Below are 19,194 nucleotides of genomic sequence, written 5' to 3'. Positions count from 1 at the left end.
GCTGGCTTCAATAGGTAGGCAAGTCGACGTCAGCGAAGAGGTCATCGATCTCGCCGCGTCCATGGCATTGAACTGCCTTGGCGATCATTTCCCTGTCCAGATGAGGTGCGAACGTACCGATAAAGTCGCACATGAACCCACGTAGGAATGTGCCACGACGAAAGCCGATCTTCGTGACACTGGATTCGAACAGCTCGCTCGCGTCTAGTACGACCAGATCCTTGTCATTCGCTTCGTCCACGGCCATGTGCGCGACGATTCCGACGCCCAGGCCGAGACGAACGTAGGTCTTGATGACGTCTGCGTCTGCAGCTGTGAATACGACCTTGGGTTGCAGCCCATTACGATGAAACGCCTCATCCAGTTTGGAGCGCCCTGTAAAGCCAAAGACATACGTTACCAACGGCTGTTCGGCCAACATCTCTAGCGTCAGTTTGGAAGCGTCCGCCAGAGGGTGCCCCTTCGGCACGATGACGCAGCGGTTCCAACGGTAGCAGGGCATCATGATCAGGTCCCCAAACAGCTCCAGCCCCTCGGTCGCGATGGCGAAATCAGCCGATCCATCAGCGGCCATCTCAGCGATCTGGGTAGGACTCCCCTGATGCATATGAAGCGACACGTCCGGATAGCGCTTGATGAACGCGCTGATAACAGGCGGCAACGCGTACCTCGCCTGGGTATGCGTCGTCGCGATGGTCAGGGTCCCTTTCTTCTCGTTGGAGAATTCCTGGCCTATCTGCTTGATGCTCTCGCACTTGCGAAGGATCTCCCCCGCCGTTTGAATGATGCGTTCACCTGCGGGAGTGACACGGGTCAGATGCTTACCACTGCGCGCAAACACCTCAACGCCCAACTCATCTTCCAGCAAACGGATCTGTTTGCTGATACCCGGTTGAGAGGTATAGAGGCTTTGAGCGGTAGCCGACACGTTCAGATCGTGGTGCGCCACTTCCCAGATGTAGCGCAATTGCTGGAGCTTCATTCGATAATCCTCGAAAGGCGCAAGCACAAATATGCTTTATAACCAAATCGTCGTCATACGTCCAAGGATCTGCGTCTTTTCGAAATATGACGATTGGCTTTAGTTGCCGTGTCAGTGATGCTGCAGCAGCGGAACTGCATAGACCGGCACCCTGGACACTTGCAGTAGCCGCTGAGCCGTGCGCCCTATTGGCGCATTCTCTTCTGCTCCATGGCTGCGGGTGCCGATTACGATCAGATCAACATTCAAAGCGCTCGCCTCCTTGAGGATGACATCCGGCGGATCGCCCATTAGGGCACGTACCGTTTTGATGAAGCCAAGATCCTGATGACCGTCATCCAACTCTTCCTTGAAACACTCCAATACACGCTTCTCGATATTCAGCAGGACTGACTGGAGGCCTTGCTCGCGGAGTGCTTTTAATTGGGCGGGCTCAAGGTATGTTTGAAGAAGCGAGTCTGCAAGCACCCCGATGGGCTCCACGGCGTGGACAACGTAAAGCTCAGCCTTGAACGTCCGAGCGAGGGTCAACGCATGCTGCACTACATAAGGTGCATACAGTCCAAGATCAGTGGCATACAGTATCGATCGGATCAAAGCGGCCTCCTCGACAGCCGATACGGCGGGGCCTCGGTTGAATCAGCTTAGCAGACCGGCACACCTATGCCGATCCATGGATACAGTGCGAGAAAACCTGCCGTCGATACCCAGCGCACGGCAGCCCGGCCTTCAAGCATTGTGCAGCCAAGCCGGAACACGTTAAGGTTCCGCTCCCCCGATCAATTGCTCGGCCTCCACCGCTAACGGGGGTAGCTGGCCTGTGACCCTGACGAGAATATGATGGCTGACCTTCCTATCGACGACCTCAACGTCGCCTCCAATGAAACCTTGATCACGCCCGAACAGCTCAAGCAAGAGATTCCCCTGACCACGCAAGCAGAACGTACGGTCACCGCGGGGCGCGCCGCCATTAGAAACATTCTTGATGGCACCGACCACCGGCTGTTCGTGGTGATTGGCCCTTGCTCGATTCACGATATCAAGGCCGCACATGAATACGCGGATCGCCTGAAGGCGCTTTCGGAGGAAGTCAGCGATACCTTGCTTCTCGTCATGCGGGTGTATTTTGAGAAGCCGCGGACGACGGTTGGCTGGAAAGGCTTGATCAACGACCCTTATTTGGATGACTCCTTCAAGATTCAGGATGGGTTGCACATCGGCCGCCAGCTGCTGCGCGATCTCGCAGAGAAGGGCCTGCCAACAGCGACCGAGGCGCTCGACCCTATTTCCCCGCAATATCTTCAGGACCTGATCAGCTGGTCTGCGATCGGCGCTCGCACCACTGAGTCTCAGACGCATCGTGAAATGGCGTCCGGCCTCTCATCGGCAGTGGGTTTCAAGAATGGCACCGACGGCAGCCTGACAGTCGCGATCAACGCGCTGCAATCCGTTTCGCAACCACACCGATTCCTGGGCATCAATCAGCAAGGTGGCGTCTCGATCGTCTCGACTAAAGGCAATCCATACGGCCATGTCGTTCTACGCGGCGGCAACGGGAAGCCGAACTACGATTCGGTAAGCGTCGCGGTATGTGAGCAGGAGTTGGCGAAAGCGAAGATCCGTCCAAACATCATGGTCGACTGCAGTCACGCCAACTCCAACAAGGACCCGGCTCTGCAGCCGCTCGTGATGGAGAACGTGGCGAACCAGATTCTCGAAGGCAACCGGTCCATTGTCGGGCTGATGGTCGAAAGCCACCTTGGCTGGGGCAACCAGTCCATCCCCGACAATCTATGTGATCTCAAATATGGCGTCTCGATCACGGACGCATGTATCGACTGGGAGACAACCCTCAAGGCTGTCCGCGGAATGCACGAAAAGCTCAAGCACGTCCTTCCAACTCGCGACCGTACCTGATGCCATGGTCCGCCGCCTCTTTACGAGGCGGCGTTATCTTCTTCGTCTCGTTTGGCAAGATAGCTTTCAACGTATGAACACGATGGAATGACGGTGTAGCCGATGCGATCGGCATACGCCAGGGCGGCACCAGCGAGTGCGGCAGCCACCCCTCTCCCGCGGATCTCATTCGGTACGAACGTGCGATAGAAATCCAGCGTCTGCTTGCCCAAATCCATATAAGCCAGATAGGCGCGGTGCCCGTCCACAGTGATTTCAAACTGGTGACCCGCCTGGTCATGGTGAATGGGCAGTGCGTTAGTCATGATCAACCCTCAGCGGTTCATGCCCGCTTATAGACTCTTATTGTTGTGATACGGCGTTGGACGCTTCGACACGCCCAGCATTCCGGCTGTTTTGCACCAGTTACCTGGCATCCCGCAGGGCTTTCCACTTTAGCGCTATCTGGCTGGGTTGGGCCAGCGTCCGGCTTGTCGCTTCAGAGGCACGGTTTTTTTCGTACTGGTTCAATCTAGGTTCAGAATCGCCCTTGCATTCGGCCCCTGCGGATCGAACGAATTATAGATTGCCTTGCGCGTAGCCCGTTTACTTACTAAAAGTTACAGGTAGTATGTAGCCGCCGATCCATTGCAGGTATCGGCAAGACAATTTTTCTAAGGGGAACACGATGAACAGCGTTCTGAAATTCTCTGCTCTGGCTCTGGCAGCAGTTATCGCAGCCGGTTGCAGCAGCGTATCCACGGAAACTGACGCTCGCCTGACCGCGATTGAAGACGCAGCAGCCCGCGCACAGGCGCGCGCTGACGAAGCGAACCGTAAGGCAGAAGAGGCCTTGGCCACTGCTAATAAGGCCCAGACCACTGCGGACGAAGCTAACGAGCGTGCACTGCGCATGCTTGAGCGCGCCAGCCGCAAATAAGCGGTTCGCGGTTCAGAAAGAACCGGCCCAATAGGGCCGGTTTTTTTTGCGAGCAAAAAAGCGATTTGGCACGGTCTACAGCACCATGGCACCTCACTGTTTCGCACCAGCAATAGCACTTTGGCGCACGTTCTCCAAAAACAAGAAAGCCACCCGAAGGTGGCTTTCTTGGCAGTCTAAGAGGGCTTAGGCCTTCTTGACTTCCCAGCCTGTCAGCTCGGCCAGCGCCTTACCGATGTCAGCCAGGGAACGCACGGTTTTCACGCCCGCGTCCTGCAGTGCAGCGAACTTCTCGTCTGCAGTGCCCTTGCCGCCGGAAATGATGGCGCCAGCATGGCCCATACGCTTTCCAGGAGGCGCGGTAACGCCTGCGATGTAGGAAACGACCGGCTTGGTGACGTTTGCCTTGATGTAGGCAGCCGCCTCTTCCTCAGCCGAACCACCGATCTCACCGATCATGACGATCGCTTCGGTCGCTGGATCTTCCTGGAACAGCTTCAGGATGTCGATGAAGTTGGAGCCCGGGATCGGGTCACCACCGATGCCAACACAGGTGGACTGGCCGAAGCCTGCATCCGTGGTCTGCTTGACGGCTTCATAGGTCAGCGTACCGGAGCGCGATACGATGCCAACCTTGCCTGCCAGGTGGATGTGGCCGGGCATGATGCCGATCTTGCACTCGCCGGGCGTGATCACGCCTGGGCAGTTAGGCCCGATCAAACGTACGCCGAGTTCGTCGCACTTGACCTTGGCTTCGAGCATGTCGATGGTCGGGATGCCTTCGGTGATGCACACGATCAGCTTGATGCCGCCGAACGCTGCTTCAAGGATGGAATCCTTGCAGAACGGAGCCGGAACATAGATGACCGATGCGTCGGCGCCAGTGGCTTCTACCGCTTCCTTGACGGTGTTGAACACCGGCAGGCCGAGGTGAGTGGTGCCGCCCTTACCGGGCGTGACGCCGCCAACCATCTGAGTACCGTAGGCAATCGCCTGTTCGCTGTGGAAGGTACCCTGGGAGCCAGTGAAACCCTGGCAGATGACTTTAGTATCTTTGTTGATCAAAACGCTCATTACTTGCCCTCCGCGGCCTTGACGACCTGCTGGGCAGCGTCGGTCAGGCTGGTTGCCGCGATGATGTTCAGGCCGCTATCGGCCAGGACCTTGGCGCCGAGCTCGGCATTGTTGCCCTCGAGACGGACGACAACCGGTACCTTGACACCCACTTCCTTGACCGCGCCGATGATGCCTTCCGCGATCATGTCGCAACGGACGATACCGCCGAAGATGTTCACCAGAACAGCCGCGACATTGCTGTCGGACAGGATGATCTTGAACGCTTCGGTTACGCGCTCCTTGGTTGCACCGCCGCCAACATCGAGGAAGTTGGCAGGCTTGCCACCGTGCAGGTTGACGATGTCCATAGTACCCATCGCAAGGCCAGCACCGTTGACCATGCAACCAATGTTGCCTTCGAGCGCGACGTAGTTCAGCTCCCACTTCTGCGCATGGGCTTCACGAGCATCGTCCTGCGACGGGTCGTGCATGGCGCGCAGCTTGGGCTGACGGAACATGGCGTTGCTGTCGATGTTGATCTTGGCATCGAGGCAGTGCAGGTTGCCGTCTTTCTTGATGACCAGCGGGTTCACTTCGAGCAGCGCCAGGTCGTAGTCCTGGAACAGCTTGGCCAGGCCAACGAAGATGTGAGTGAACTGCTTGACCTGATCGCCTTTCAGACCGAGCTGAAACGCGAGCTCACGGCCCTGGTAGGGCTGAGCACCAACGAGAGGATCGATGGTTGCTTTCAGGATCTTCTCAGGGGTTTCGTGGGCAACTTTTTCGATGTCCACGCCACCTTCGGTGGAAGCCATGAAGACGATACGGCGGCTGGAACGATCAACGACCGCGCCCAGGTAGAGCTCCTTGTCGATATCGGTGCAGGACTCGACGAGGATCTTGCTGACAGGCTGGCCGTTGGCATCAGTCTGGTAGGTGACCAGGCGCTGGCCGAGCCACTTGGCTGCGAATTCCTTGGCCTCTTCCTTGCTCTTGACGAGCTTCACACCGCCCGCTTTACCGCGGCCACCGGCGTGGACCTGAGCCTTGACCACCCACTCGTCGCCGCCGATACGGCCGCAAGCCTCGTAGGCCTCCTGCGGTGTGTCTACAGCGAAGCCTTTCGATACGGGCAGGCCGTACTCAGCGAACAGCTGCTTACCCTGATACTCATGAAGATTCATGCTTGTCTACCGTCTTCGTTTAGGTATTGCGCATTTCGACGCTGCCTCTACGGGCCGCGCCACCTGTGATCGCCCTGCTTCGGGACAATCCGGTGAACGTTCCGCGGATTGCTTCGAGAGCAAGCGACGGGCGATTCACCGTGGTTACCGCCGGGGGCCGAAGCCCCCGGATACTTCAACGTTTCTTACGGTTTGCCACGTGGATGGCATGGCCATTCACAGCAAGCGCGGCTTCATGCAGCGCTTCGGAGAGCGTCGGGTGCGAGAACACCATCATGCCCAGATCTTCGGCACTGGTACCGAACTCCATGCCGATAGCGCCCTGCTGAACCAGCTCCGCAGCGCTTGGGCCGATCACATGCACGCCCAGAACGCGGTCGGTCTTCGCGTCGGCAATAACCTTGACCAGGCCGGTGGTATCGTTGGCCGCCATGGCACGGCCGCTGGCAGCGAACGGGAAGGTCCCGACGTTGACTTCAACACCTTCGGCCTTCAGCACCTGCTCGCTCTTACCAACCCACGCGATTTCCGGGTGAGTGTAGATAACAGATGGGATCAGGTCGTAGTTCATCTGGGCCTTATGGCCAGCGATACGCTCGGCAACCATCACGCCCTCTTCCGAGGCCTTGTGGGCCAGCATTGCACCACGTACCACGTCACCGATGGCATAAACGCCTGGCACGCTGGTCGCGCAATAGTCGTCGACGAAGATGAAGCCACGCTCATCGCTGTCGACGCCGCAATCGGCAGCCAACAAGTCGGTGGTAACAGGACGGCGGCCCACGGCAACGATCAAGCGGTCGAACTCGATCTTCTGCTCGCCGTCGGCATCGGTGAATGTCACGGTGACCTGGTCACCCTGCACTTCCGAACCCGTGACACGAGCACCCAGACGAATCTTCAGGCCCTGCTTGGTCAGGACCTTCATCGCTTCCTTGGCAATCTGCTCATCGGCGGCCGGCAAGAACTTGTCGAGCGCTTCGAGAACGGTGACTTCCGCGCCCAGACGCGCCCAGACGGAGCCGAGCTCCAAGCCAATAACACCGGCACCGATAACGCCCAAGCGCTTCGGTACGCTCTGGAAGTCCAGAGCGCCGGTGGAGTCGACGATGACGTTCTGATCGACAGGGGCCGGTGGGATATCGACCGGACGCGAGCCAGACGCGAGGATAATGTGCTCGGCCTCCACGACTTCAGCGTTGCCATCCTTGCCAGTGACTTCTACACGCTTGTTGGCGAGAAGCTTGCCGTGACCTTCCAGCAGGGTGACGCCATTCGCCTTGAACAGGGCAGCGACACCACCGGTAAGATTCCTGACGATCTGGTCCTTGCGGCCAACCATCGCCGGGACGTCGATGCTGACCTCACCGGTGCTGATTCCATGGACCTTGAAGCTCTCGTGGGCTTCGTGGAACTTGTACGAGCTGTCGAGCAGTGCCTTGGACGGGATGCAACCGACGTTCAGGCAGGTACCGCCCAGTGCGGTCTTGCCTTCTTTACCCTGGTATTTCTCGATACAGGCGGTCTTGAGACCCAGCTGCGCTGCGCGAATGGCTGCAACGTATCCACCGGGGCCGGCGCCGATGACGACGACGTCGAATTTCTGAGACATAACGAATCCTCTTTGTGAAGCAGCAAGCTGTGAGCGAAAGCGGACAGGCAGCGTGCCTTGCGTGGAAGCACACCGCCTGACCTGAATCGCTTATCAGATGTCCAGCAGCAGACGAGCCGGGTCTTCGAGCAGATCCTTCATCGTGACGAGGAAGGTTACCGCTTCCTTGCCATCGATCAGACGATGGTCGTAGGACAGTGCGAGGTACATCATCGGGAGGATGACCACCTGGCCGTTAACAGCCATTGGACGCTCCTGGATCTTGTGCATGCCCAAGATAGCGGTTTGCGGAGGGTTGACGATCGGCGTGGACAGCAGCGAACCAAATACACCGCCGTTCGAGATCGTGAACGTACCGCCCTGCATTTCTTCGATTGTCAGCTTGCCAGCCTTGGCCTTTTTGCCGTAGTCCGAGATGCCGCCTTCAATTTCGGCCAGGCTCATGAACTCAGCATTGCGCAGAACCGGAACGACCAGACCACGATCGCTGGATACAGCAACACCGATATCCTGATAGCCGTGGTACACGATGTCGTTGCCATCGATGGAAGCATTGACACCCGGCTGACGCTTTAGGGCCTCGACTGCAGCCTTGACGAAGAACGACATGAAGCCCAGGCGAACACCGTTATGGGTCTTCTCGAACAGGTCCTTGTACTTGGAGCGCAGCTCCATGATCGGCTTCATGTTCACTTCGTTAAAGGTGGTCAGCATCGCCATGGAAGACTGTGCTTCGACCAGACGCTGGGCAACCTTGGCACGCAGGCGTGTCATCGGTACGCGCTTCTCTACGCGATCACCTGCCTGCATGGCTGGTGCCGTGGTCGCGGCTTGCGGAGCGGCTGCGGCGGCCGGCGCATTTTTCTTGGCTTCGACAGCAGCTACGACATCTTCCTTCGTTACGCGGCCGCCTTTGCCAGTGCCTTTCAGGGACGCCGGATCGATGTTGTTCTCTTCAGCGATCTTACGCGCTGCTGGCGACAGGAAAGGATCTTCAGCCGAAGCGTCACCCGCCGGCGCGGCAGATTGAGATGGCGCGGACTCAGCTGCGGGAGCAGCTGCGGGCGCGGCGGAAGCAGTAGCGCCTTCGTCGAGCTTGCCGAGCAACTCGCCGCTGAGCACGGTATCGCCTTCGTTCTTGACGATTTCGGACAGGACGCCGTCCGCTTCCGCCAGCACTTCCATGACGACCTTGTCGGTCTCGATATCAACGATTAGCTCGTCACGCTTGACGGCCTCGCCAGGCTTCTTGTGCCAGGTTGCGACGGTACCGTCAGCAACCGATTCAGGGAAAGTTGGGGCTTTGATCTCGATAGCCATTATTTGGGGTCCTAATTGATGCGGTTTCTTCTTCGAAAACGGGGGCGGATCAGCGCCGCCCCACACTTCCTTGCCCAGGCATTACACAGTGAACGCGTCTTGCAGCAGTTTTTCCTGCTGCTCTGCGTGCAGCGAGGCGTAACCGACGGCAGGGGACGCCGAGGCCGCGCGGCCGGCGTACTCCAGGAACAGCGATGGATTATGCGCTGCAATCACACGGCGCATGTGGTGCTGGCTGCAATACCAGGCACCCTGGTTCATCGGCTCTTCCTGACACCAGACAACGTGCTTGAGATTCGTGTAAGGCGCGAGAATCTCCGCAAGATCGTCTTCCGGGAACGGATAAAGCTGTTCGATACGAACGATCGCAATGTCCTCGCGACCTTCATTACGGCGCTTGTCCAGCAGATCGTAGTAGACCTTGCCACTGCACAGGACCAGGCGCTCGACCTTGCTTGGCTCAATCGTATCGATCTCGCCAATCACCGTCTGGAAGGAACCATCAGCGAGGTCTTCCAGCGTCGAAACCGCGGCCTTGTGGCGCAGCAGCGACTTGGGCGTAAGCACGACAAGGGGCTTACGCAGCGGGCGAATCACCTGGCGGCGCAGCATGTGGTAGACCTGAGCCGGCGTCGTCGGTACGCAGACCTGGATATTGTGCTCGGCGCACAACTGCAGGTAGCGCTCCAGACGTGCCGAGGAGTGCTCCGGACCCTGCCCTTCATAGCCGTGCGGCAGCAACATCGTCAGGCCGCACAGGCGACCCCACTTGTGCTCGCCGCTGGAGATGAACTGGTCCATCACAACCTGTGCACCGTTGGCGAAGTCACCGAACTGTGCTTCCCAAATCACAAGCGCATCCGGGCTGGTGGTTGCATAGCCGTATTCAAACGCCACGACTGCTTCTTCAGAGAGGAACGAGTCATAGATGTCGAAACGAGGCTGATTGTCGAACAGGTTCTGCAGCGGAACGTAGGACTCGCCATCCTTCTGATTGTGAAGCACGGCATGGCGGTGTGAGAACGTACCACGGCCGATGTCCTGACCCGTCATCCGGACGGGATGACCTTCGAACAACAGCGTTGCGTACGCCATCGTTTCTGCGAAACCCCAGTTGATTGGCAGCCCACCGGCAGCCATCTTCTGGCGATCCTCCAGGATCTTCGAGACCTGACGCTGCACCACGAAGCCTTCCGGCACGCTCAAGAGCTTGTTCGACAGCTCCTGCAGTGTCTTCAGATCGAAGCGAGTGTCATGGCGAGCAGTCCAGGCATGGCCCAGGTATGGACGCCAGTCGACGAACAGCTCCTTGTTGGGCTCCTTCACAAGGCTCTTCACGACGTGAAGACCGTTATCCAGCGCATCGCGGTACTCATCGATACGAGCCTGAACGGTTTCCTGCGTCAAGGTGCCAGACTGAACCAATGCTTCGGCATATTGCTCGCGCGTCGTACGTTGCTTGGCAATCTGCTGATACATCAGCGGCTGGGTGCCGCTCGGCTCGTCCGCTTCGTTGTGACCGCGACGGCGGTAGCAAACGAGGTCGATGACCACGTCACGCTTGAACTGCATGCGGTAGTCGACCGCCAGCTGCGTGACGAACAGTACGGCCTCGGGGTCATCACCGTTCACATGGAGAATAGGCGCCTGGATCATCTTCGCCACGTCAGTGGCGTAGTCGGTCGAGCGGGCGTCTTCCTGGCGGTTGGTCGTAAAGCCAACCTGGTTATTGATGACGATATGGACGGTACCGCCAGTCTTGTAGCCGCGTGTCTGCGACATCTGGAAGGTTTCCATGACCACGCCCTGCCCCGCGAACGCGGCATCACCGTGAATGGAAACCGGTACGACCTTGTCTCCCGCACTGTCGCGACGACGATCCTGACGCGCCCTTACCGAACCCTCGACCACCGGAGAAACGATTTCCAGGTGAGACGGGTTGAATGCCAACGCCAGGTGAACTTCGCCGCCCTGCGTCATCACGTTGGACGAGAAGCCCTGGTGGTATTTCACATCACCGGAGCTCAGGCCTTCGACCTTCTTGCCTTCGAACTCGTCAAACAGGTCGCGCGGGTTCTTGCCGAAGGTGTTGACCAGGACGTTCAGGCGGCCACGGTGAGCCATGCCGATGACAACTTCCTTGGTGCCGTAGGAACCGCTGCGCTGGATGATCTCGTCCAGCATCGGAATCAGGCTCTCGCCACCTTCCAGGCCGAAACGCTTGGTACCGGGATACTTGGTGCCGAGATACTTTTCCAGCCCTTCGGCCGCCGTCAGGCGCTCAAGTAGATGGCTCTTAAGCTCGGCCGAATAGTCAGGACGACCGCGGACACTTTCGAGACGCTGCTGAAACCACTTGCGCTGGTTCGAATCCACGATGTGGGTGAATTCGGAGCCAATGGTGCGACAATATGTCTCTTGCAGGGCTTGAAGAATCTCCCGCAAAGTCGCTTCTTCTTTCCCGAAGCAAAGGTCACCGGACCGGAACGTCGTATCCAGGTCGGCGTCCGTCAGCGAATAGCTGGAAAGGGAAAGATCGGCCGGGGCCGGCCGTTGCGCCAGACCAAGCGGATCAAGCTTGGCGGCCTGATGCCCTTGAAGGCGGTAAGCGTGGATCAGGCGAAGAACTTCAACCTGCTTCTTCTCATGCTCGGTACTTACGCTGCCTGTCGATACAGGCTGTGCCCGACGCTGGTTCTTCGCCAGCAATACGAACTGATCGCGAACAGTTGCATGAGATACATCTGTCGCAGATGCAGTTTCACCGGCGGGCAGTTTTTGGAAATAGGTGCGCCACTCTTCTGGCACAGAGTTGGGATCGTGCAGGTAAAGCTCATAGAGCTCTTCTACGTAGGCAGCGTTACCACCGGATAGGTGGGCGCTACTCCACATGCGCTGCATATCGCTTTCTTGCATGCTTGATCACCCTCGATTAGGGGATGCTCACCGGCGTGAAGCGCAGCCAGCCGTTGCCGAGCCCTAAGTAGCGACTCGTAAAGCCACCACGATTCCCAACGATGTCCGGTGCCTGCCGGATGCCCCTGCTGGTCGTCATGTTTCTTTTGCATTGAACCGCTGCTTTTTTAGGGCAGCGGTTGCGTTGGACCGCAGTACAGTCCGAATGATCGGCTCGTACTGCGGGTACATCCTTGGAACTTAGGTACCGCTCTGCAGCAGCATGTTACGGACGTGGCCGATCGCCTTGGTAGGGTTTAGACCCTTCGGGCAAACGTTCACGCAGTTCATGATGCCGCGGCAACGGAATACGCTGAACGGATCGTCCATTGCAGCCAGACGTTCTTCGGTCTTGGTATCGCGGCTGTCGGCCAGGAAACGGTATGCCTGAAGCAGCGCAGCTGGGCCCAGGAACTTGTCGGGGTTCCACCAGAACGAAGGACAGCTGGTCGAGCAGCACGCGCACAGAATGCACTCGTACAGCCCATCGAGCTTTTCACGCTCTTCTGGCGACTGAAGACGCTCAATCGCGGGCGGAGGCGTTTCGTTCTGCAGGAACGGCTTCACCTTCTCGTACTGCTTGTAGAAGATGCTCATGTCGACAACAAGGTCGCGAATGACTGGCAGACCTGGCAGCGGACGCAGAACCAGCTTGTTGCCCTTCACCACGGCAGACAGCGGCGTGATGCAGGCAAGGCCATTCTTGCCGTTGATGTTCATGCCATCAGAGCCGCAAACGCCTTCACGGCAGGAACGGCGGTAGGAAAAACCAACGTCCTGCTCTTTGATCAGCGCCAGTACGTCCAGCACCATCAGGTCCTTGCCGCCGGTATCGACCTGGAAATCCTGCATGGTCGGCGCAGCATCTTGATCCGGGTTGTAGCGATAAACACTGACTTGCAACATAGCGGTCACCCTTAATAAGTCCGAACCTTGGGTTCAAACGCCGGTACGGTCTTCGGCGCGAAGTTCACAGAGCGCTTGGTTACGCGCTTCTCCCCAGGGAAATACAAGGTGTGGCACAGCCAGTTTTCGTCGTCACGATCTTCGAAGTCTTCGCGAGCATGAGCGCCACGTGATTCCTTACGTGCTTCCGCCGCTACCGCAGTGGCCTCGGCCACTTCCAGCAGGTTCTGAAGTTCGAGGGCTTCGATACGAGCCGTGTTGAACGCCTGGCTCTTGTCGGCAATCTTGATGTTGCCAATGCGATCACGCAGTTCCGCAAGCTGCGTGATCCCTTTCTGCATGTATTCACCGGTCCGGAATACACCGAAGTAGTTCTGCATGCAGCTTTGAAGCTCCTTGCGCAGCGGTGCCACATCTTCACCGCTGGTACGCTCGTTCACGCCGGACAGGCGCTTGAGCGAGGTCTCGAGGTCGGTCTCGGTCGCGTTGCGATATTCGATACCTTCCTTGAGTGCCTTCTCCAGATGGATACCGGCTGCGCGGCCAAACACGACGAGGTCGAGCAGCGAGTTGCCACCCAGACGGTTCGCGCCATGTACGGATACGCAAGCCACTTCACCAACGGCGAACAGGCCTTCGACGATCTTGTCGTTGCCGTTCGCATCCTGGGTAATCGCTTGACCATGAATATTGGTGGCAACGCCACCCATCATGTAATGGCAGGTTGGAATAACCGGGATCGGTGCAACGACCGGGTCAACGTGGGCGAACGTCTTCGACAGTTCGCAGATCCCAGGCAGACGGCTATGGAGAACCTCTTCACCCAGGTGATCCAGCTTCAGGAGCACATGGTCCTTGTCGGGACCAACGCCGTTGCCCGCGATGACTTCCTTGACCATCGAACGTGCTACGACGTCACGACCCGCCAAGTCTTTCGCGTTAGGCGCGTAGCGTTCCATGAAGCGCTCGCCATGGGCGTTGATCAGGTAGCCACCCTCACCGCGGCAGCCTTCGGTGACGAGTACACCGGCGCCGGCAATGCCTGTCGGGTGGAACTGCCACATTTCGATATCCTGAACCGGAACGCCAGCACGCAGTGCCATACCCACGCCATCGCCTGTGTTGATCAGTGCGTTGGTTGTGGAGGCATAGATACGGCCTGCGCCACCGGTAGCGAGCACGGTAGCCTTCGAGCGGATATAGACGGTTTCGCCGGTTTCGATGCAGATGGCGATGACGCCGACAACAGCGCCGTCCTGGTTCTTGACCAGATCAACTGCATACCACTCGTTGAGGAATACCGTGTTGTTCTTCAGGTTGGCCTGATAGAGCGTGTGCAGTAGCGCGTGACCCGTACGGTCAGCCGCGGCACATGTACGTGCAGCCTGACCACCCTTGCCGAAGTCCTTGGACTGGCCACCGAAGGGACGCTGGTAGATACGACCGCTTTCGGTACGGGAGAACGGTAGACCCATGTGCTCGAGCTCGAACACGGCCTCCGGGCCGACGTTACACATGTATTCGATTGCGTCCTGATCTCCGATGTAGTCGGAGCCCTTGACGGTGTCGTACATGTGCCAGCGCCAATCGTCATTCGGGTCAGCCGAAGCGATGGCGCAAGTGATACCGCCCTGAGCGGAAACGGTATGCGAGCGAGTTGGGAAGACCTTGGTTACGACCGCGGTCTTGTAGCCGGACTGGGACAACTGCAGCGCAGCGCGCATCCCGGCACCGCCACCACCTACGATGATGGCGTCAAAAGAAAGAGTACGAATGCTGGACATTGATCACACACCCCAGAGAATCTGCACGCCCCAGACGAAGAACGCGAACATCAAGATGCCGCAGACAGCCTGGAACAGAAAACGCACGACAGTCGCGCCTTTACCCAGCGCCATCGGCGTCAGGTAGTCGGTCGAAATGGTCCACATGCCGACCCAGGCGTGAACACTGAGAGCGACGAGAGCCAGGAGACTGAAGATACGCATGCCGGTGTGGGCGAAGAGCGCATGCCACTCAGCATATGCCATGCCCGGATGAGCAACGACATAACCAATCAGGAAGATGAAGTACGCGGCAAGAACAATTGCCGAGACTCGCTGCGCCATCCAGTCATAGAGGCCCGAACGCGAGAAGTTGGTGACGTTGGTTACCATATCCACACCCCTGCCAACAGAATCAGCACCGCCGATACGGCGATCACGATTTGAGAGCCCAGCTTCCCGCCTTGCAGCGTTTCACCGACGCCCATGTCCATGATGAGGTGACGCACACCGGCCACGAGGTGGTACAGCAATGCGGACAACAGCGCCCACGTCACCAGCTTGACCAGCGGGCTGGTCAGATACCCTTTAACCGTTTCGAAGCCTTCCTCGGAGCTCAGGGACACGTCGAGCGCAAGAAGCAGCGCAGCGATACCCACGAAGAGGATGACACCCGAAATACGGTGCAGGATGGACGTGTAAGCGGTGACAGGGAGTTTTATTGTCCTAAGGTCTAGGTTTACAGGTCGTTGGCTATTCACGGCTTTTTTCACACTGAAGAGCCCTCAGGCAGCAGGGCGAGTTGTCGGGGAAGCGCATTGATCAGGTACACATCACCCAAGGAGTGACGACCGCGAATTACGGACCATAAGCCCATGGCGGTCGGTCGCCGAGTATAGACAGTTAGGTTACTAATGACAATGCGACACGAAGGCGCAAACGCACCGTTCCGGCGTGATTGATAATCACCAGAACGCGTCTGGCGCACGCTGTACGACGGGACCTGACCAGCCGGTCCGCAAATTGACTTTGCGACATATGCCTCTATAGTGGTGCGGGCCCTGCGTGGGGGGCTGTCTGATGATTCCGAAGCATAAGATAGGAGGCCTGCATGGCTGATAAAAAAGCGCAGTTGATCATCGAGGGTGCGGCCCCCGTAGAGCTGCCAATACTCACCGGCACCGTAGGTCCCGATGTCATCGACGTTCGTGGACTGACCTCCACGGGCCGATTCACCTTCGATCCGGGTTTCATGTCGACCGCATCCTGCGAGTCCAAGATCACCTACATCGACGGGGAGAAGGGCGTACTGCTCCACCGCGGTTATCCAATCGAGCAGCTGGCTGAAAAGTCGGACTACCTCGAGACCTGTTACCTGCTACTCAATGGCGAACTCCCGACAGCCGAGCAGAAAGCCACATTCGTCAGCACTATCAAGAACCACACCATGGTTCATGAACAGCTGAAGACCTTCTTCAACGGCTTCCGTCGCGACGCCCATCCGATGGCCGTCATGTGCGGCGTTGTCGGCGCGCTCTCCGCTTTCTATCACGACTCTCTCGACATCAAGAACCCGCAGCACCGCGATATCTCTGCGATGCGCCTGGTTGCCAAGATGCCGACGCTGGCTGCGATGGTTTACAAGTACTCCATGGGCCAGCCCATGATGTACCCGCGCAACGACCTGAACTATGCGGAGAACTTCCTCCACATGATGTTCAATACGCCTTGTGAAGTGAAGCCGATCAGCCCGGTTCTTGCGAAAGCGATGGATCGCATCTTCATCCTTCACGCTGACCACGAGCAGAACGCGTCGACATCGACCGTCCGCCTCGCAGGTTCCTCCGGCGCTAACCCGTTCGCCTGTATCGCAGCCGGTATCGCCGCGCTGTGGGGGCCGGCACACGGCGGTGCCAACGAAGCAGTTCTGGCAATGCTGGATGAGATCGGTGATGTCTCGAACATCGACAAGTTCATCGCCAAGGCGAAGGACAAGGACGATCCGTTCAAGCTCATGGGCTTCGGCCACCGCGTCTACAAGAATTTCGATCCGCGCGCCCAGGTCATGAAGCAAACCTGTGACGAGGTCCTGGCTGAACTGGGGATCAACGATCCGCAGCTGGAGCTTGCCATGAAGCTCGACGAGATTGCGCGCAACGATCCTTACTTCAAGGAGCGCAACCTGTACCCGAACGTTGACTTCTATTCAGGCATTATCCTGAAGGCGATCGGCATTCCAACCAGCATGTTTACGGTGATCTTCGCACTGGCACGCACTGTCGGCTGGATCTCCCACTGGAAAGAAATGCTGTCCAGTCCGTACAAGATTGGTCGGCCGCGCCAGCTGTACACCGGCGCAACGACACGCGATTTCGTCAGTCTGCAAGACCGCAAATAAACGCGCTGTTACCGAGAAAGGCTGCCATTGGCAGCCTTTTTTGTTTGCATGGCCTCCGCGCCCCTTAGACTCAGGACGCAGCGGTCTCACCCTCAAGCCATGCGAGGGTCGCCAGGGCCTGTTGCTGATTTGCACCGCAGATCGCCAACTCAGCCTTGAAGCCACCGCACACAGCAGGTCGCTCCGGGCGTCCGAACAGCGCACAGCGAAAGGCTTCATCCAGATGCGGGCAACGCACCCCAGCGGGCTTCCCGTTAGGAAGCCCCGGCATTGGCGATGAAATAGACGGCGCAATACAACATGCGCCACATCCACTACGGCACTGCACCTGCAGTCTCCCGCGATAAAAAGGTGGCGAAGGATACCTTCAACTGGCAATTACAGGTATGACCGCTCAGACGTCGAATTCCAAACAGAATCGGCTGCCCTGTCCTACGGTGCTTTCGACGTCGATGCGCCCGCCCAATACGTTCACGGTTAGTTGATGAATGATGTGCAGCCCGAGGCCTGTCCCTCCTCGACCTCGTCTGGTAGTAAAGAACGGATCGAAGATCGACGCCATTTGTCGAGGCTCCATTCCCGAGCCGTCGTCGCTTACCTCGATTCGGACATGATCACCCTGCCGCTGCGCAACTACCCGCACATGCCCGCTCACGCCCGGCTCGAACGCATGCACCAGCGCATTGTCGATAAGGTTCTGCAATATCTGGCTGATGGGCCCCGGGTAGCTATTAAGCCTTAGGTCACGCGGTACCTCGTGCACGATCACATGGGGCGTGCCTTTCAACCGCGGACCTAGAACCAAGATGACCTCGTCAAGAAGCTCGGCAAGATTGAACTCGCGGCGCTCGGTACTGGCGCGATCGCTGGCCAGCTTCTTGAAGGCGCGCGTGAACTGGGCAAGACGGTCCAGATTGGTCTGGATGATGTTCAACCCCTCTGCGCCGCGCTTGATGAAGCGACGAACCTGAGCGTCCTCGACACGATCCAGCGCCGCAAGCGCGTTCTTTGCATCGCCCAGCAGCGCACTGGATGCCATGCTCGCTGCGCCGATCGGCGTATTGAGTTCATGCGCGACACCCGCAACCAGCGTGCCGAGTGATGAGAGCTTCTCGGCTTGCACCAAGGCCGACTGCGTCTTATGCAGCGCTTCAACGGCGCGGTTCAGCTCCAGATTTCGCTCGGAAAGCTCATCGCTGCGGGTCGCCAGTGCTCGCATCGCTCTATCGCGCGCCCCTTCCGCGCGGGACAAAAGGACGACAACGATCAGCCCTGTGACCAACATAGCGCCAGCCATGATGGCTACCAACCAGAACACCTCGCGGTGTATGGCCTGGAGCGCTTCGGCGGGCAGAAGCGATACCAGGAACCACCGAGGAGCGCCTATCACATCCCCTTGATCTGCGGGCAGGATCTGCTGCGGGTCGTAGCGCTCGACTACCCAACTGCCCGGCTCTCCTTCCAGCGCCAAGCCCCGCTCCGCACCCTTCAGGCGCTCTGCCACAACCTCCGAGCCCTCACGCGCCACCGTAGCCGTGGGCGGGAAGATCCATTCACCGTCTTCGGCCATCAAACCGATCGGCACGCTATAGTTCACCTCGATTTCCTGCAGGCGGATGGCGATCAGCTCGGAGCGATAGCCCAGCGAGAGGCTGCCCTTCCGTACACCGGTACTATCGAAGACGGGTGTTGCCAAAAACAATTCTGGGAACGGCGTGTCGGTTGCGATACCAGGCAGGAAACCTGTCAGCGCAACGCTCCCCCAAGGCATGGACGTAACCTCAGCAAGCGTGTCCGGAAAAAGCACAGCGAGGTTTGACACCCCTACCGGGCTGCCCACTACCAGCGCGGGCGCGCCCGCAGCGTCGAAGAGCTTCACGTGTCGATAAGACTCCGTCGTCTGGACGAAGTCGGAAAGCAAACCGCTCAGCGCCTCTGCGTCTTCCTCACTTGCCGTATCCAGATAGCTCCTAAGCAAAGGTTGTTGGCTCAGGAAGGTCAGGTTGCCCCTGATCAGCGCCAAGCGCCGGGTCAGCGCGATCTCACCCTCCTCCAAGGCGGCCTGCTGGGCGCGCTCCAGTGGCCCAATGCGCTCTCTGACCAGATGGTCGCGGAGCAGCACACCCAGCCCGATCACGATGAGTGCCCATGGAATGAACAGCAGCACAACATTTCTGAGCAA

The 19,194-nt window shown here is 58.4% G+C and carries 17 protein-coding genes; 3 read left to right on the top strand and 14 right to left on the bottom strand.

The window, feature by feature from the left end; all coding sequences use genetic code 11:
• Positions 1-7: 7 nt before the first annotated feature.
• Entirely contained in the window at positions 8-982 is a 975-nt protein-coding gene (cysB, locus tag ACY8D3_RS08105; protein WP_462383192.1) for an HTH-type transcriptional regulator CysB, read from the bottom strand.
• A 111-nt stretch (positions 983-1,093) separates the two neighbouring features.
• Positions 1,094-1,579 carry a universal stress protein gene (locus ACY8D3_RS08100; RefSeq protein ID WP_462383190.1) on the bottom strand — a complete coding sequence of 162 codons (486 nt, stop codon included), beginning with the start codon at positions 1,577-1,579 and terminating at the stop codon, positions 1,094-1,096.
• 243 nt (positions 1,580-1,822) lie between these two features.
• On the opposite strand from ACY8D3_RS08100, the gene ACY8D3_RS08095 reads away from it, so the two are divergent.
• Complete coding sequence (locus ACY8D3_RS08095) at positions 1,823-2,899, top strand: 3-deoxy-7-phosphoheptulonate synthase (protein WP_462383188.1); 1,077 nt, start codon at positions 1,823-1,825, stop codon at positions 2,897-2,899.
• A 20-nt stretch (positions 2,900-2,919) separates the two neighbouring features.
• Here the strand turns inward: ACY8D3_RS08095 and ACY8D3_RS08090 are convergent, their stop codons facing one another.
• Positions 2,920-3,204 (bottom strand): GNAT family N-acetyltransferase, encoded by a 285-nt coding sequence (locus ACY8D3_RS08090; RefSeq protein WP_462383186.1) that lies wholly within the window; start codon positions 3,202-3,204, stop codon positions 2,920-2,922.
• 362 nt (positions 3,205-3,566) lie between these two features.
• On the opposite strand from ACY8D3_RS08090, the gene ACY8D3_RS08085 reads away from it, so the two are divergent.
• Positions 3,567-3,818 (top strand): Lpp/OprI family alanine-zipper lipoprotein, encoded by a 252-nt coding sequence (locus tag ACY8D3_RS08085; protein WP_462383184.1) that lies wholly within the window; start codon positions 3,567-3,569, stop codon positions 3,816-3,818.
• 186 nt (positions 3,819-4,004) lie between these two features.
• Here the strand turns inward: ACY8D3_RS08085 and sucD are convergent, their stop codons facing one another.
• The 9 genes from sucD to sdhC all read right to left on the bottom strand — a co-directional run bounded on the left by sucD (position 4,005) and on the right by sdhC (position 15,387).
• The gene (gene sucD, locus ACY8D3_RS08080; RefSeq protein ID WP_462383182.1) at positions 4,005-4,892 is read right to left on the bottom strand and encodes a succinate--CoA ligase subunit alpha; all 888 of its coding nucleotides are present in this window, start codon (positions 4,890-4,892) and stop codon (positions 4,005-4,007) included.
• The gene (gene sucC, locus ACY8D3_RS08075) at positions 4,892-6,058 is read right to left on the bottom strand and encodes an ADP-forming succinate--CoA ligase subunit beta (RefSeq protein ID WP_462383181.1); all 1,167 of its coding nucleotides are present in this window, start codon (positions 6,056-6,058) and stop codon (positions 4,892-4,894) included. The genes sucD and sucC overlap by 1 nt, the downstream gene beginning before the upstream one ends.
• A 175-nt stretch (positions 6,059-6,233) precedes the next feature.
• A complete protein-coding gene (gene lpdA, locus ACY8D3_RS08070) occupies positions 6,234-7,670 on the bottom strand; it encodes a dihydrolipoyl dehydrogenase (RefSeq protein WP_462383179.1) in 1,437 nt (478 codons plus the stop codon).
• 93 nt (positions 7,671-7,763) lie between these two features.
• A complete protein-coding gene (sucB, locus tag ACY8D3_RS08065) occupies positions 7,764-8,990 on the bottom strand; it encodes a dihydrolipoyllysine-residue succinyltransferase (RefSeq protein ID WP_462383177.1) in 1,227 nt (408 codons plus the stop codon).
• An 81-nt stretch (positions 8,991-9,071) separates the two neighbouring features.
• A complete protein-coding gene (locus ACY8D3_RS08060) occupies positions 9,072-11,906 on the bottom strand; it encodes a 2-oxoglutarate dehydrogenase E1 component (protein WP_462383175.1) in 2,835 nt (944 codons plus the stop codon).
• Positions 11,907-12,146: 240 nt separating this feature from the next.
• Positions 12,147-12,851 (bottom strand): succinate dehydrogenase iron-sulfur subunit, encoded by a 705-nt coding sequence (locus tag ACY8D3_RS08055; RefSeq protein WP_462383174.1) that lies wholly within the window; start codon positions 12,849-12,851, stop codon positions 12,147-12,149.
• Between the two features lie 11 nt (positions 12,852-12,862).
• Positions 12,863-14,635, bottom strand: a complete 1,773-nt coding sequence (gene sdhA, locus ACY8D3_RS08050; protein ID WP_462383172.1) for a succinate dehydrogenase flavoprotein subunit — start codon at positions 14,633-14,635, stop codon at positions 12,863-12,865.
• Positions 14,636-14,638: 3 nt separating this feature from the next.
• Positions 14,639-15,007 carry a succinate dehydrogenase, hydrophobic membrane anchor protein gene (gene sdhD, locus ACY8D3_RS08045; protein ID WP_462383171.1) on the bottom strand — a complete coding sequence of 123 codons (369 nt, stop codon included), beginning with the start codon at positions 15,005-15,007 and terminating at the stop codon, positions 14,639-14,641.
• Positions 15,001-15,387, bottom strand: coding sequence for a succinate dehydrogenase, cytochrome b556 subunit (sdhC, locus tag ACY8D3_RS08040; RefSeq protein WP_462383169.1), 387 nt, complete (start codon positions 15,385-15,387; stop codon positions 15,001-15,003). The genes sdhD and sdhC overlap by 7 nt, the downstream gene beginning before the upstream one ends.
• Positions 15,388-15,725: 338 nt before the next feature.
• Here sdhC and gltA point away from each other — a divergent pair, with 338 nt between their 5' ends.
• Complete coding sequence (gltA, locus tag ACY8D3_RS08035; RefSeq protein ID WP_462383167.1) at positions 15,726-17,012, top strand: citrate synthase; 1,287 nt, start codon at positions 15,726-15,728, stop codon at positions 17,010-17,012.
• A 70-nt stretch (positions 17,013-17,082) separates the two neighbouring features.
• On the opposite strand, the gene ACY8D3_RS08030 is transcribed toward gltA, so the two are convergent.
• Positions 17,083-17,340, bottom strand: coding sequence for a YkgJ family cysteine cluster protein (locus tag ACY8D3_RS08030; RefSeq protein WP_462383165.1), 258 nt, complete (start codon positions 17,338-17,340; stop codon positions 17,083-17,085).
• A 66-nt stretch (positions 17,341-17,406) separates the two neighbouring features.
• Positions 17,407-19,194: a sensor histidine kinase gene (locus tag ACY8D3_RS08025; protein ID WP_462383163.1), complete on the bottom strand. Its 1,788-nt coding sequence runs from the start codon at positions 19,192-19,194 to the stop codon at positions 17,407-17,409.

It is taken from the genome of Pseudomonas sp. Marseille-QA0892, from assembly GCF_054950135.1.
The sequence above is the reverse complement of the archived record's forward strand: the minus strand, read 5'-3'. Positions and strand labels throughout refer to the sequence as shown.

Coding starts and splice junctions, on each gene's coding strand:
- cysB (WP_462383192.1), bottom strand. CDS start 982: ATGAAGCTCCAGCAATTGCGCTACATCTGGGAAGTGGCGCACCACGAT.
- ACY8D3_RS08095 (WP_462383188.1), top strand. CDS start 1,823: ATGGCTGACCTTCCTATCGACGACCTCAACGTCGCCTCCAATGAAACC.
- ACY8D3_RS08090 (WP_462383186.1), bottom strand. CDS start 3,204: ATGACTAACGCACTGCCCATTCACCATGACCAGGCGGGTCACCAGTTT.
- ACY8D3_RS08085 (WP_462383184.1), top strand. CDS start 3,567: ATGAACAGCGTTCTGAAATTCTCTGCTCTGGCTCTGGCAGCAGTTATC.
- sucD (WP_462383182.1), bottom strand. CDS start 4,892: ATGAGCGTTTTGATCAACAAAGATACTAAAGTCATCTGCCAGGGTTTC.
- sucC (WP_462383181.1), bottom strand. CDS start 6,058: ATGAATCTTCATGAGTATCAGGGTAAGCAGCTGTTCGCTGAGTACGGC.
- lpdA (WP_462383179.1), bottom strand. CDS start 7,670: ATGTCTCAGAAATTCGACGTCGTCGTCATCGGCGCCGGCCCCGGTGGA.
- sucB (WP_462383177.1), bottom strand. CDS start 8,990: ATGGCTATCGAGATCAAAGCCCCAACTTTCCCTGAATCGGTTGCTGAC.
- ACY8D3_RS08060 (WP_462383175.1), bottom strand. CDS start 11,906: ATGCAAGAAAGCGATATGCAGCGCATGTGGAGTAGCGCCCACCTATCC.
- ACY8D3_RS08055 (WP_462383174.1), bottom strand. CDS start 12,851: ATGTTGCAAGTCAGTGTTTATCGCTACAACCCGGATCAAGATGCTGCG.
- sdhA (WP_462383172.1), bottom strand. CDS start 14,635: ATGTCCAGCATTCGTACTCTTTCTTTTGACGCCATCATCGTAGGTGGT.
- sdhD (WP_462383171.1), bottom strand. CDS start 15,007: ATGGTAACCAACGTCACCAACTTCTCGCGTTCGGGCCTCTATGACTGG.
- gltA (WP_462383167.1), top strand. CDS start 15,726: ATGGCTGATAAAAAAGCGCAGTTGATCATCGAGGGTGCGGCCCCCGTA.